This is a genomic window from Pseudorhodoferax sp. Leaf274 (genome assembly GCF_001422445.1).
Lineage (GTDB): Bacteria > Pseudomonadota > Gammaproteobacteria > Burkholderiales > Burkholderiaceae_C > Pseudorhodoferax.
The window spans coordinates 548216-561822 of record NZ_LMNA01000030.1 but is presented as its reverse complement, the minus strand read 5'-3'; the positions used below and the strand labels follow the sequence as shown (position 1 = coordinate 561822).

Sequence of the window (13607 nt, the reverse complement as noted above, 5' to 3'; positions counted from 1 at the left end):
ACCCCCGAACGCGGGGTTCACGCAACGAGCTTGAGTGCGGCCTGGGCCTGCTCGACGAGAGAAGGAAAACGGGCCCCGACCGCCTTGGCGATGCCAGGCGCATCCAGGCCCTGCAGGGCCAGCAGCTTGGCCGGGTCGCCATGCTCGATGAAGCGGTCCGGCAGGCCCAGCTGCAGCAGCGGCCTGACCACGCCCGCGGCAGCCAGCGCCTCGGCTACGGCGCTGCCCGCACCACCCATGATGGCGCCCTCCTCCACCGTGACCAGCGCATCGTGCTCGGCCGCGACCTGCAGCAGCAGTTCGGTGTCCAGCGGCTTGGCCCAGCGCATGTTGACGACCGTGGCGTTGAGCCGCTCGGCCGCCTCCAGCGCGGGGTACAGCAGCGTGCCGAAGGCCAGGATGGCGATGCGCCGGCCCGCAGCGGGTTGCTGCGCCTGGCGCCGCACCTCGCCCTTGCCGTAGGGCAGCGGCTGCAGGGCGGCGGCCACGGCCGTGCCGACGCCGGCACCACGCGGGTAGCGCACAGCCACCGGATGGTCCTGGGCGAAGGCTGCGCTCAGCAGGCCGCGGCACTCGCTCTCGTCGGCCGGGCAGGCGATCGCCATGTTGGGAACACAGCGCAGGAACGGGATGTCGTAGGCACCGGCGTGCGTGGCACCGTCGGCCCCGACGAGGCCGGCACGGTCCAGTGCGAACACGACCGGCAGGTTCTGCAGCGCCACGTCGTGGATCAGCTGGTCGTAGGCGCGCTGCAGGAAGGTGGAGTAGATCGCCACCACGGGCTTGAGCCCCTGCGTGGCCATGCCCGCGGCGAAGGTCACGGCATGCTGCTCGGCGATGCCCACGTCATAGTAGCGCTTGGGAAAGCGCTGCTCGAACTCGACCATGCCCGAGCCTTCGCGCATCGCCGGCGTGATGCCGACCAGCCGCGGATCCTGCGCCGCCATGTCGCACAGCCATTGGCCGAACACCTGCGTGAAGGTGGGCTTGGACGGCGTGCTGGGCTTGACCAGGCCGACGCGCGGATCGAACTTGCCGGGCCCGTGGTAGGCCACGGGGTCGGCCTCGGCCAGCTTGTAGCCCTGGCCCTTCTTCGTGACCACGTGCAGGAACTGCGGCCCCTTCAACTGGCGGATGTTCTCCAGCGTGGGGACCAGCGATTCGAGGTCGTGGCCGTCGATCGGGCCGATGTAGTTGAAGCCGAACTGCTCGAACATCGTGCCCGGCACGACCATGCCCTTGGCATGCTGCTCGAGCCGCTTGGCCAGCTCGAACAGCGGCGGCGCGGCCTTCAGCACCTGCTTGCCGACGTTCTTGGCACGCGCGTAGAAGTTGCCCGACAGCAGCTGCGCAAGGTAGCGGTTCAGCGCGCCCACGGGCGGGCTGATGCTCATGTCGTTGTCGTTCAGGATCACGAGCAGGTTGCAGTCGCACACGCCCGCGTTGTTGAGCGCCTCGAAGGCCATGCCGGCCGTCAGCGCACCGTCGCCGATGATGGCCACGGCGTGGCTGTCCTCGCCCTTCTGCTTGGCGGCCATGGCCATGCCCAGGGCCGCCGAGATCGAGGTCGAGGAATGCGCCGTGCCGAAGGTGTCGTACGGGCTCTCCGCGCGCATCGGAAAGCCCGAGAGGCCGCCCAGCTGACGCAGCGTGGGCATGCGGTCGCGCCGGCCGGTCAGGATCTTGTGCGGATAGGTCTGGTGGCCCACGTCCCAGACCAACTGGTCGGTGGGCGTGTTGAAGACGTAGTGCAGTGCCACCGTGAGTTCCACCGTGCCGAGGTTGGAGCTCAGGTGGCCGCCTGTCTTGGACACGCTGTCCAGCACGAAGGCGCGCAACTGGTCGGCCAGGGGCTTGAGCTCGTGGCGCGGCAGCCGGCGCAGGTCGGCCGGGTCGTTGATGCGCATCAGCAGGGGGTAGGCCGCTGCGTCCGGATTCGCCATGGGGTTTGTCTCTCCGTAGGGCTCAGGTGGAGCGGTTCACGACCATGTCGGCCAGGGCGCGCAGCGCGCGCGTGTCGGGCAGGCCGGCGCCGTCCAGCGCTGCCAGCGCATGGTCCAGCAACTCCTGCGCATAGGCCTGCGAACGCGCCAGGCCCAGCACCGAAACATAGGTGGGCTTGTCCTGCGCGGCGTCCTTGCCGGCGGTCTTGCCCAACGTGGCCGAATCGGCCGTCACGTCCAGGATGTCGTCCACGACCTGGAACGCCAGGCCCAGCGCCGCGCCATAGGCGGCCAGGCCCCGCAGCGCCTGCGCGCTGCAGCTGCTGTGGGCGTCGCAGCATGCGGCACCCATCATCACGCTGCCTTGCAGCAATGCACCGGTCTTCAGGCGGTGCATGTCGCGCAGCTGGTCCTCCGACAGGGGCCGGCCGATGCTGGCCAGGTCGATGGCCTGGCCGCCGGCCATGCCCTCGCAGCCTGCGGCGCGCGCCAGCAGGCGGCACAGCGTGGCCTGCACGCTGGCCGGGGCGCTGGCCTGCTCGGCGGTCAGCAGCTCGAAGGCCAGCGCCTGCAGGGCATCGCCGGCCAGCAGCGCCTGCGCTTCGCCGAAGCGCACGTGCACGGTGGGCTTGCCCCGGCGCAGCACGTCGTTGTCCATGCAGGGCATGTCGTCGTGCACCAGGGAATAGGCGTGGATCAGCTCGACCGCGCAGGCCGCACGCAGCGCGGCGTCGTCCAGCGAACGGGCAGCGCCATCGCTCTCGGTGCCGGACACCGCCGCGCGCGCCGCGAGCACCAGCAGCGGGCGCAGCCGTTTGCCGCCATCCAGCACGGCATAGCGCATGGCCTCGCGCAGCGCAGCCGGGGCCTCGTGGCCGTCGTCATCGGCCGCGCCGGGCGCCACCCAGGCAGAGAGCGCCGTCTCCACGCGGTCCAGCGTGGCGGTGCTCCAGGCGGCCAGATCGAAATCGGCGGATACAGCCACGGAACTCATTCCTGGCTCCAGGGCTTGACCTGGCCCTGCTGGTCCAGCACGCGGATCTGGTCTTCCACCGCATCGAGCCGGCCGCGGCAGAACTGCAGCAGGTCGGCGCCGCGGTGGTAGCCGGTGAGCAGGCCATCGAGCGGCATCTGGCCGGACTCCATCTGGCCCACCAGCGCCTCGAGCTCCTGCAGCGCGGCCTCGTAGCTGACCGGGTCGGGTGGGGGCGAGGCAGAGGCCTTGGGCATGGGCAGGAGGGAAAGTTGCAGACGGAAAGCGGGATTTTAGGCGCTGCGCCGCCAGCCATTCCTTACGGGGTGGACTGACATCGACCGCAGCTACAATCGCGCCTCTTTTTCCCTAGCAAGCGGCAACGCTTCGAAAGGAGCCTCGGCGGCTCAGCCGATCCACCCCTCCCGCGCAAATCCCACTGGTGCCTTGGTGCCGACGGAACAGGCGCCTACCCTGCCCCTTCATAGGGGGAGTCTCTAGGTCAGGACATGCATGTCTGATTTAAGTCTTCAACTTCAGCAGGCCCAAAGCCAACTTCCCGTTTCCAGCTATTTCGACGAGGCGCTGTTCCAGCGCGAGTTGGAGACGATCTTCCAGCGCGGACCCCGCTACGTGGGGCATGAACTCCTGGTGCCGCAGGTCGGCGACTACCACGTGCTGCCGCAGGAACGGGAGGGCCGTGCGCTGGTGCGCACGCCCCAGGGTGTGGACCTCGTCTCCAACGTCTGCCGCCACCGCCAGGCCGTGATCCTGAAGGGCCGCGGTTCGCTGGCGGCCACGCAAAGCGGCAGCGCGGGCGGCAACATCGTGTGCCCGCTGCACCGCTGGACCTACAGCGGCGGGCGCGGCAGCCCGGCCGGCACGCTGCTGGGCGCGCCGCATTTCGCGCAGGACCCCTGCCTGAACCTGGCGAACTACCCGTTGCAGAACTGGAACGGCCTGCTGTTTGAGGGCGCCGAGCCGGGCCGCGTGGAGCGCGAGCTGTCCCGCCTGGGGCCGCGCGCGGACCTCAACTTCGACGGCTACGTGTTCGACCGCGTGGAACTGCACACGTGCGACTACAACTGGAAGACCTTCATCGAGGTCTACCTGGAGGACTACCACGTCGGCCCGTTCCACCCCGGCCTGGGCAACTTCGTGACCTGCGACGACCTGCGCTGGGAGTTCGGCGAGCACCACTCGGTGCAGACCGTCGGCATCGCCGGCCGCCTGGGCAAGGCCGGCAGCCCGGCTTACCAGCGCTGGCAGAAAGCGCTGATGGACTACCGCAACGGCCAGCCCCCGCGCTACGGCGCGATCTGGCTGACCTACTACCCCACCGTCATGGTGGAGTGGTATCCGCACGTGCTGACGGTGTCCACGCTGTACCCGGTGTCGCCGCAGAAGACGCTCAACACGGTGGAGTTCTACTACCCCGAAGAGATCGCCGCCTTCGAGCGCGAGTTCGTCGACGCCCAGCAGGCCGCCTACATGGAGACCTGCGTGGAGGACGACGAGATCGCGCTGCGCATGGACGCCGGCCGCAAGGCGCTGCTGGCGCGTGGCGACGACGAGGCCGGCCCCTACCAGAGTCCCATGGAAGACGGCATGCAGCACTTCCACGAGTGGTACCGGCGCCAGTTGCAGGGCGTGCCGCTGGCGCGGCCGTTCCAGGCGCTGGAGCGCTGAGGCCTTCGGCGCGCCTGCCAAGGGGCCTCGTGCCCCTTTTTCTTGTCACCCTCACAACAAGCAATACGGGTCATGCAAGGTCTCTGGATGGTGGCGTCGGCGTTCCTGTTCGCCGCCATGGGCGTGTGCGTCAAGTTCGCCTCGGCCTCGTTCAACAGCGCCGAACTGGTGTTCTGGCGCGGCATCGTCGGGGTGGTCTTCATCGGCGTTCTGGCGCGGCGCCAGGGCGTGTCGCTGGCCACGCGCTATCCGGGCATGCATGTCTGGCGCAGCGTGATCGGCACCTTCTCGCTGGGCTGCTGGTTCTACGCCATCGCCCACATCCCGCTGTCCGCGGCGATGACGCTGAACTACATGAGCAGCATCTGGATCGCCACCTTTCTGGTCGGCGGCGCACTGCTCGCCTGGGTGCCGATCCCGGGGCGCGACGGCCGCGTGCCGCTGCCGCCGCTGCAGGGCGTTCTGGCACTGACGGTGCTGGTCGGCTTCGTGGGCGTGGTGCTGATCCTCAAACCCGACATGAACCCGAGCCAGGGCTTCGCCGGCATGGTGGGCCTGATCTCCGGCCTCACGGCGGCCTTCGCCTACCTGCAGGTCATCGCGCTGTCGCGCATCGGCGAGCCCGAGACCCGCACGGTCTTCTATTTCGCGCTCGGCGCGGCCGTGATGGGCGGGTTGTGGATGCTGTTCACGGGCCTGTCGCCCTGGAACTGGCTGCATGCGCTGTGGCTGCTGCCCATCGGCGTGCTGGCGGCCCTGGGCCAGCTGTGCATGACGCGCGCCTACGCTCAGGCCAAGACGCAGGCCGGCACGCTGGTGGTGGCCAACCTGCAGTACTCGGGCATCATCTTCGCGTCCATCTTCAGCGTGCTGCTGTTCGACGACGTGATCGACACGGCGGGCGTCGTCGGCATGGGCCTGGTCATTGCCAGCGGCGTGGTCGCCACCGTGCTGCGCCAGCGCGCGGTTCCCAAGGCCCCGGCCGAGGAACATTGAGCGCGCGGGCACGCCACAATGGCGCGTCCAACACGAATCCGAGTGCCATGTACACCACCCTGATCACGCCGGAGCAGCTGCGCACGCTGCGCGCCAGCGGCCAGCCGCAGATGCTGTTCGACTGCAGCTTCGAACTCATGCAGCCGCACGCCGGCGACGCGCAGTACCGCGAGGCCCACATCCCCGGCGCCGTGCGCGCCGACCTCGACCGCCACCTGAGCGCCATGCATGGCGCCCCCGGCAAGCACGGAGCCTTGACGGCGCAGGCCGCCGACACGCCCGCCTCGGGCGGCCGGCATCCCTTGCCCAACCGCGAGAAGTTTGCGATCTGGCTGTCCAGCATCGGCTTGGCCAACGGCATGCAGGCCGTGGTGTACGACCGGCAGGGCGCGAACTACTGCGGCCGGTTGTGGTGGATGCTCAAGTGGGCCGGCCACGAAGCCGTTGCCGTGCTCGACGGTGGCCTGCAGGCCTGGCAGGCCGCCGGTGGCGAGGTGGCATCGGGCGATGAACCCGGGCACTTCCGCAGCAACTTCGAATTGCACGCGCCGCTGGTCCGGCTGGTCGATGCGAAGGAGGTGCTGGCGCAGCTGGAAAGCCCCGTCCAGACCGTGCTGGACGCGCGCGCCGGTCCGCGCTACCGCGGCGAGACCGAACCGCTCGACCCGGTGGCAGGCCACATTCCGGGTGCGCTGAACCGCCCGTTCGCGCAGAACATCGGCGCGGACGGACGCTTCAAGCCCGCAGAGCAGCTGCGCGCCGAGTTCGATGCGTTGCTGGCCGGCCGCGATCCGGCCAGCGTCGTGCACCAGTGCGGCAGCGGCGTCAGCGCCGTGCCCAACCTGCTGGCCATGCAGGTGGCGGGCTATCCCGCCACTGCGCTGTATGCCGGCAGCTGGAGCGACTGGTGCAGCGACCCGAGCCGCCCCGTCGCGACGGGCGGCTGATCAGGCCTTGCGTGCGCGCTCCGCGTCGCGCAGCCGCTTGATCTCGTCGTGGTTGCGCTGGGCACCTTCCATCTGGTGCTGGACCAGCGTGCGCACGTCGGCCGGCAGCGGCTGCTGCAGCGCCTTGCGGTAACGGGCCAGCGCGGTGTCCTCGCCGCGTTCGCATTCCTCGAGCATGTCCAGGTCGCTCAGCGCGCCCACGCTGCCGCGCGCGCTGACCCAGCCACGGTGCAGGGCCCCGGTGGCGCTGCCGCGGTCGTTGGCCTCGCCTCCCAGGCGGCCGATGGCCGCGACCAGGTCCTGCGCACCCTGGGCGCAGGCCTGGGCACGGTCGCGCAGCAACGTGGCCAGCGTGGCGGTGCGGGTGTGTTCGGCGGCTTCCTCGAAGCCCTTCTGGCCATCGCGACACGTCTTCAGCAGGTCGTCCAACGTCTCGAGCACATCGTCGCGGTCGAACTCTTCCGTCGTCGAACCAGGCGTCTGCACACGGTCCCAGGCCGCGCGCGTCGCCGGCCGCGCCTGCTGCCAGTCCAGCGACGAGCCGCCGCGTTGCCGCTCCCAGTCGCGCGCCAGTTCCGGCTCGGCGTCCTCGAAGGCGCCCGGGTAGGTGGCGGTCGCGCCCCAGCCGTAGGCATAGGCCGGCCCGTAGTCGTCGTAGCTGCGGCCGGCCTCGTAATAGGGTTCGCGCGTGTAGCTTTCGCGCCAGTAGGCTTCTTCCAGCGTGGGATTGATGCGCTCGGCCGTTGCCTTGCCGGCCAGGCCGCCCACCAGCGCGCCTGCCACCAGGCCGACCGCCGCGCCGATCGGGCCGCCGACGGCACCGATGGCCGCCCCCGCGACGCCGCCACCCGCGGCCCCCACGCCGGTGCCGACGGGATGCGCGCCGGGCGCTTCGGTGATGGGATCGAGATTGCGCAGTTCGCGCTCGTCGGCTGCTGCCATGGTCGTGCTCCTTCGCTTGGGTTGAACAAGGTCCCGCGTCGGGACTTGTGCCCATGTTCGGAGCGCCGCCGCGCGTGCGGCGTCGTCCAGGCCCGAAGGCGCCCGTAGGCGCAGGCCGCAGCGCCGCCGAGGATCAGGCCACGCCCTTGGCCTTGAACCAGGCCAGGGCGCGCTTCCAGCCGTCCTCGGCCGGGCCCTGGCGGAAGCTGGGGCGGTAGTCGGCATGGAAGGCGTGCGGCGCGTCCGGATACACGACGAACTCCGAGGCCTTGGCGGCGGCGCTGCCCTGGGCCAGCGCGGCCTTCATCTTCTCCACCGTGTCGAGCGGGATGCCGGTGTCGGCGCCGCCGTACAGGCCCAGCACCGGGCCGTGCAGCTGGCCCACCACATCCACCGGGTGGCGCGGCGTGAGTTCGCTGGCATTGCCCACCAGGCGCCCGTACCAGGCCACGCCGGCCTTCACGCCCGGGTTGTGCGCGCTGTAGAGCCAGGTGATGCGCCCGCCCCAGCAAAAACCGGTGATGCCCAGCTTGGACACATCGCCGCCATTGGCACCGGCCCACTTCACGGCCGCGTCGAGATCGGCCATGACCTGGGCATCGGGCACCTTGGACACGAGTTCGGCCTGCAGCTTGGCGATCTCGGTGTACTGCGTCGGGTCGCCCTGGCGCGCGTACAGCGAGGGCGCGATCGCGAGATAGCCCGCCTTCGCGAAACGGCGTGCGGTGTCGGCGATGTACTCGTGCACGCCGAAGATCTCCTGGATCACCAGCACCACCGGAAGGCCGGTCTTGCCGGCCGGCGCGGCGCGGTAGGCCGGCACCTTGAAGCCGTTGACCTCGAAGCTGATCTCGCCGGCCGTGAGCCCCTCCGCCGAGGTCTTGACGGCGGTCTGCGCCATGATGGGCAAGGTCGAGGCCGCATAGCCCACGCCCAGCGCCGCCTTCAGCGCGGTACGGCGCGAAGCGCCCAGCTCGGTGCTGCTGCCCGGCAGCAGGGAATCGAAATCGGACTTGAGATCTTCACGCAGCATGCTGACTCCTCGGTGGATGGAAGTGGACTGAGCCGCGCCGGCGCGAAACGTTCCGCGCCAACCGTCCGCGCGCGACGACACCGCAGGCGCGCGCCGGTCCGCACGCAGCTTTCAGTGGGCCTGGTCCCAGTTCGCGCCGAAGCCCACCTCTGCCAGCAGCGGCACCTTGAGGCTGGCCACGCCGGCCATCAGCCGCGGCACCTCGGTGCGCACCCAGTCGGCCTCGTCCTCGGGCAGCTCGAACACCAGCTCGTCGTGCACCTGCATCACGATGCGCGTGGACTTGGCGGCGCGGTCGATCTCGGCCTGCACCGCGATCATGGCCAGCTTGATGAGGTCGGCCGCCGTGCCCTGCATGGGCGCGTTGATGGCCTGGCGCTCGGCCGCGGCGCGGCGCGGGCCGCTGCCGCCCTGGATCTCGGGCAGCACGATGCGCCGGCCGAACAGCGTCTCGACGTAGCCCTGCGCGGCCGCCTGGGCACGCGTCTCGTCCATGTACCGCTTGACGCCCGCGAAGCGGTCGAAGTAGCGGTCGATGTAGTTCTTGGCGGCCTTCTGGTCGATGCCCAGGTTGCTGGCCAGGCCGAACGCGCCCATGCCGTAGATGAGGCCGAAGTTGATGACCTTGGCGTAGCGGCGCTGCTCGCTGCTGACGGCGTCCACGGCCACGCCGAAGACCTCGGCGGCCGTGGCGCGGTGCACGTCGCGGCCTTCGGCGAAGGCGGCCAGCAGGCCGGGGTCTTCGCTGATGTGGGCCATGATGCGCAGCTCGATCTGCGAGTAGTCGGCGCTGGCGATGCGGTGGCCCGGCGGCGCGATGAAGGCCTCGCGCACGCGCCGGCCCTCGGGCGTGCGGATCGGGATGTTCTGCAGGTTGGGCTCGTTGCTGGAGAGCCGGCCCGTCACGGCCACGGCCTGCGCATAGTTGGTGTGCACGCGGCCCGTGATCGGGTTGACCATCAGCGGCAGCTTGTCCGTGTAGGTGCCCTTGAGCTTGGACAGGCTGCGGTGCTCCAGCAGCCGCGCCGGCAGCGGGTAGTCGGCCGCCAGCTTTTCCAGCACCTCCTCGTCGGTGGACGGGGCGCCCGTGGCGGTCTTCTTCTGCACCGGGATGCCGAGCTTGGTGAACAGGATTTCGCCGATCTGCTTGGGGCTGCCCATGTTGAACGGCTGGCCGGCCAGCTCGTAGGCCTGCTGCTCCAGCGCGAGCATGCGTTCGGCCAGTGCCTGGCTCTGCTTGTTCAGCACGGCCGCATCCACCAGCACGCCATGGCGCTCGATGCGCTGCAGCACGGCGCTGGTCGGCATCTCGATCTGCTCGTAGACGTAGCGCCGGCTCGGCGCGGCGGCCGGTTCGGCGTCGAGCTCGGGCCACAGCACGCGGTGCACGTCCAGCACCATCTCGCTGTCTTCGCCGGAATAGGTGGTGGCGGTCTGCACGTCGACCTGGGCGAACGGGATCTGCTTGGCGCCCTTGCCGCAGATGTCCTCGTAACTCAAGCCCTTGCGGCCCAGGTGGCGGTCGGCCAGGCTCTCCAGGCTGTGCGGCTTGTGGGCCTCGACCACGTAGCTCTGCAGCAGCGTGTCGTGGCGCCAGCCGCACACCGTGATGCCGTGGTTGGCGAACACGTGGCTGTCGTACTTGATGTTCTGGCCGATCTTGCCGGCCGATTCGTCCTCCAGCCAGGGCTTCAGGCGCGCCAGCACCTCCTCCAGCGGCAACTGGTCGGGCGCGTCGGCGTAGTTGTGCGCCAGCGGGATGTAGGCGGCCTCGCGCGCCTGCAGCGCGAACGAGATGCCGACGATGCGCGCACGCATCGGGTCCAGCGAATCGGTCTCGGTGTCCAGCGCGGCGAGTGGCGCGGCCCGCAGGCGGGCGATCCAGGCGTCCAGCTGCTCCCAGCTCGCCACGGTCTGGTAGTCGCCGCTGGGCGGCGCCGCTTCGCAGGCCGTGGCCGCGGGTGCGTCGGCGGTGCCGGCACCTTCTGCGAACAGATCGTCCGTGCTGCCGGGCGCGGGCTTGGTGGCGGCCATGCGCGCCTCCAGCTCGCGGCCCATGGTCTTGAAGCCGTAGCGCTGGTAGAAGTCCAGCAACTGCGCCGGGTCGGGCTCGGCGAACTTCAACGCCTCGAACGCACCCTCCGCCGGCCAGCCGGCCACGTGCGCGGCCAGGTCGCAATCGGTGTGGATGGTCACCAGCCGGCGGCCCAGCGGCAGCCATTCGAGCGCCTTGCGCAGGTTCTCGCCAGCCACGCCCTTGATGGCGCCAGCCGCGGCCATCACGCCGTCGAGCGAGCCGTGCTCGGCCAGCCACTTGACGGCCGTCTTGGGGCCGACCTTGTCGACGCCGGGCACGTTGTCCACCGCATCGCCGATGAGCGACAGATAGTCCACGATCCGCTCCGGCGGCACGCCGAACTTGGCCTGCACACCAGCGGGGTCCAGCGTCTCGTTGCTCATGGTGTTGATCAGCGTGACATGCTCGTCCACCAGCTGCGCCATGTCCTTGTCGCCGGTGGAGACGATGACCTTGCCGCCGCGCGCGGCCATGCGGCGCGCCAGCGTGCCGATCACGTCGTCCGCCTCGATCCCCGGGATCGTCAGCACCGGCCAGCCCAGCAGCCGCACCACCTCGTGGATGGGCGCGATCTGCTGCACCAGCGGCTCGGGCATGGCGGCGCGGTTGGCCTTGTACTCGGGGTACCAGTCGTCGCGGAAGGTCTTGCCCGGCGCGTCGAACACGCAGACGGCATGCGCGGACGGAAACTGGGCCCGCAGCTTGGTCAGCATGGCCACCATGCCGTGGAGCGCGCCGGTCGGAAACTGGTCGGGGCCGCGCAGGTCCGGCAGCGCGTGGTAGGCCCGGTACAGATAGCTGGAACCGTCGACCAGCAGCAGGGTATTCGTGTCGCTCATCGGGGCATTGTGCCTTTGGCAACGGGCCATTCGCCGCCACCTACAATGCCGCCATGCGCGCACCCGCCCTCCTCTTTTTCTGCCTCGCGGCCACGGCTTCGGCCTGGGCGCAGGCACCTGCCGGCACGGCCCCGGCGCCGCTCGTCGCGGACCAGCCGGGCACGTCCGGCACGGACAAGCGGATCGAGCACATCCGCATCGAGGACAAGGGCGCGCGCATCGACGAATTGCGCTATGGCGGCGAACCCCAGAGCATCACCGTGCAGCCGCTCAACAGCGCCATGCCGGCCTACGAGATCGTGCCGCACAACGGCGCGCGCGTGCGGCCCGGCAACGAACGCGACAACGCCCAGGGCAATGCCGGGCAGCGCGTGTGGAAAGTGCTCGGCTTCTGACACCGTGGCAGTCTTCACCGAGGTCACAGAACACGATGCCCAGGCCCTGCTGAACACCCTGGGGCTGGGCGAGCTGCGCAAGCTGCGCGGCATCCAGGGCGGCATCGAGAACACCAACTACTTCGTCGACAGCGAACGCGGCCAGCACGTGCTCACGCTGTTCGAACGCCTGTCGTTCGCGCAACTGCCCTTCTACCTGCACCTGATGCAGCACCTGGCGCGCCGCGGCATCCCGGTGCCCGATCCGGCGCCGGACGCGCAAGGCAGCATCCTGCACCGCGTCAACGGCAAGCCGGCTGCACTGGTCAACCGGCTGCGTGGCGCGAGCGAACTGGCGCCAGGCCCCGCGCACTGCGCGGCCGTGGGCGCCATGCTGGCCCGCATGCACCTGGCCGGCCGTGACTACGAGCGCCACCAGCCCAACCTGCGCGGCCTGCCCTGGTGGAACGAGACCGCGCCCGTGGTCCTGCCCCACCTGGAGCCGGAACAGGCCGCGTTGCTGCAGGGCGAGCTGGCCTACCAGAACCATGTGGCAGCCTCCTCTGCCTACGCCGCGCTGCCGCGCGGCCCGGTGCACGCCGACCTGTTCCGCGACAACGTGATGTTCGAACAGCTGCCCGGCCAGGCGCCCGTGCTGACCGGCTTCTTCGACTTCTACTTCGCAGGCGTGGACACCTGGCTGTTCGACATCGCCGTGTGCCTGAACGATTGGTGCATCGACCTGGCCGATGGCCAGGCCGACCCCGAGCGCACGGCCGCCTTCCTCGACGCCTACGGGGCCGAGCGTGCATTGACGGGCCCCGAGCGAGAACTGCTGCCCGCCATGCTGCGTGCCGGTGCGTTGCGCTTCTGGATCTCGCGGCTGTGGGACTACCACCTGCCGCGCGAAGCCGCGATGCTGACGCCGCACGACCCTGGCCATTTCGAGCGCGTGCTGCGCGCCCGCGCGACGCGCTTTGCGCCCGCCTTCGCATGAACCTGAACATCGTCCCCGCCCGCACCGGCGTCCAATGGGTGCGCGAGGGCATCCAGACCTTCTTCCGCCAGCCGCTGGCCCTGGTGGGCCTGTTCTTCATGTACATGGCGGTCATGCTGATCGTCTCGCAGTTCCCCGGCATCGGCGTGCTGCTGGCCGGCGTGCTGGTGCCCGCCAGCACGCTGGGGCTGATGGCGGCCACGCGCGAGGCGGCCCAGGGCCGCTTCCCGATGCCGACGGTGCTGGCCAGCGCGTTCCGCGCCGGGCAGCAGCGCATGAAGGCCATGCTGGTGCTGGGCCTGGCCTACGCGGTGCTGTCCACGCTGGTGTCCCTCATCGTGTCGGCGCTGCTGCCAACGCCAGAGGCCCCCGCCCAGGCCGGCACGCCAGCTGCCCAGCAGGTCAGCGGCGCGGTGCTGCTCACGCTGCTGCTGCACCTGCCGATCTTCCTGATGTTCTGGCACGCGCCCGCGCTCGTGCATTGGCATGGCGTGTCGCCGGCCAAGAGCCTGTTCTTCAGCATCGTGGCCTGCCTGCGCAATGCCCGCGCGTTCCTCGTCTACGGCCTGGCCTGGGCCGGCCTGGTGATGGCGATGGGCATGGTGATCGCGATCTTCGCCTCGCTGGTGGGCAGCGCCGAGGCCGCCAGCATGGTCATGATGCCGTTCGCTTTCCTGATGGCGGCCATGATGTCGACCTCGATCTACTTCACCTTCCGCGACTGCTTCGTGGAAAGCGAAGCACCGGCAGCCTTGACCACCGAGGCCTGAAGTCCAGCCTGGATTCGGCAGCTCAGC

The 13607-nt window shown here is 70.0% G+C and carries 12 protein-coding genes; 6 read left to right on the top strand and 6 right to left on the bottom strand.

Going from position 1 to position 13607, the window contains the following annotated elements:
• Positions 1–17: 17 nt before the first annotated feature.
• Genes dxs through xseB form a run of 3 tightly spaced genes read right to left on the bottom strand, consistent with a single transcriptional unit; the run spans position 18 to position 3173 of the window.
• The gene (gene dxs, locus ASF44_RS29310) at positions 18–1943 is read right to left on the bottom strand and encodes a 1-deoxy-D-xylulose-5-phosphate synthase (RefSeq protein ID WP_056902782.1); all 1926 of its coding nucleotides are present in this window, start codon (positions 1941–1943) and stop codon (positions 18–20) included.
• Positions 1944–1965: 22 nt separating this feature from the next.
• The gene (locus ASF44_RS29305; RefSeq protein WP_056902781.1) at positions 1966–2937 is read right to left on the bottom strand and encodes a polyprenyl synthetase family protein; all 972 of its coding nucleotides are present in this window, start codon (positions 2935–2937) and stop codon (positions 1966–1968) included.
• Complete coding sequence (xseB, locus tag ASF44_RS29300; protein WP_056902780.1) at positions 2934–3173, bottom strand: exodeoxyribonuclease VII small subunit; 240 nt, start codon at positions 3171–3173, stop codon at positions 2934–2936. The genes ASF44_RS29305 and xseB overlap by 4 nt, the downstream gene beginning before the upstream one ends.
• A 256-nt stretch (positions 3174–3429) precedes the next feature.
• Here xseB and ASF44_RS29295 point away from each other — a divergent pair, with 256 nt between their 5' ends.
• From ASF44_RS29295 to ASF44_RS29285, 3 genes are all read left to right on the top strand, one after another.
• A complete protein-coding gene (locus ASF44_RS29295) occupies positions 3430–4605 on the top strand; it encodes an aromatic ring-hydroxylating dioxygenase subunit alpha (RefSeq protein WP_056902779.1) in 1176 nt (391 codons plus the stop codon).
• A 72-nt stretch (positions 4606–4677) separates the two neighbouring features.
• Positions 4678–5601, top strand: a complete 924-nt coding sequence (locus ASF44_RS29290; protein ID WP_056902778.1) for a DMT family transporter — start codon at positions 4678–4680, stop codon at positions 5599–5601.
• A 47-nt stretch (positions 5602–5648) separates the two neighbouring features.
• Entirely contained in the window at positions 5649–6548 is a 900-nt protein-coding gene (locus ASF44_RS29285) for a sulfurtransferase (RefSeq protein WP_056902777.1), read from the top strand.
• Here the strand turns inward: ASF44_RS29285 and ASF44_RS29280 are convergent, their stop codons facing one another.
• The 3 genes from ASF44_RS29280 to polA all read right to left on the bottom strand — a co-directional run bounded on the left by ASF44_RS29280 (position 6549) and on the right by polA (position 11439).
• Positions 6549–7490, bottom strand: a complete 942-nt coding sequence (locus tag ASF44_RS29280; RefSeq protein WP_056902776.1) for a PA2169 family four-helix-bundle protein — start codon at positions 7488–7490, stop codon at positions 6549–6551.
• 133 nt (positions 7491–7623) lie between these two features.
• Positions 7624–8523 carry a dienelactone hydrolase family protein gene (locus ASF44_RS29275; RefSeq protein ID WP_056902775.1) on the bottom strand — a complete coding sequence of 300 codons (900 nt, stop codon included), beginning with the start codon at positions 8521–8523 and terminating at the stop codon, positions 7624–7626.
• Positions 8524–8634: 111 nt separating this feature from the next.
• Positions 8635–11439, bottom strand: coding sequence for a DNA polymerase I (polA, locus tag ASF44_RS29270; protein ID WP_056902774.1), 2805 nt, complete (start codon positions 11437–11439; stop codon positions 8635–8637).
• 53 nt (positions 11440–11492) lie between these two features.
• Here polA and ASF44_RS29265 point away from each other — a divergent pair, with 53 nt between their 5' ends.
• Genes ASF44_RS29265 through ASF44_RS29255 form a run of 3 tightly spaced genes read left to right on the top strand, consistent with a single transcriptional unit; the run spans position 11493 to position 13580 of the window.
• On the top strand, positions 11493–11834 hold the full coding sequence (locus ASF44_RS29265; RefSeq protein WP_056902773.1) for a hypothetical protein: 342 nt from the start codon (positions 11493–11495) through the stop codon (positions 11832–11834).
• A 4-nt stretch (positions 11835–11838) separates the two neighbouring features.
• Positions 11839–12810, top strand: coding sequence for a homoserine kinase (locus ASF44_RS29260; protein ID WP_056902772.1), 972 nt, complete (start codon positions 11839–11841; stop codon positions 12808–12810).
• Positions 12807–13580 carry a BPSS1780 family membrane protein gene (locus ASF44_RS29255; RefSeq protein WP_056902771.1) on the top strand — a complete coding sequence of 258 codons (774 nt, stop codon included), beginning with the start codon at positions 12807–12809 and terminating at the stop codon, positions 13578–13580. The genes ASF44_RS29260 and ASF44_RS29255 overlap by 4 nt, the downstream gene beginning before the upstream one ends.
• The last annotated feature ends 27 nt before the right edge of the window (positions 13581–13607 follow it).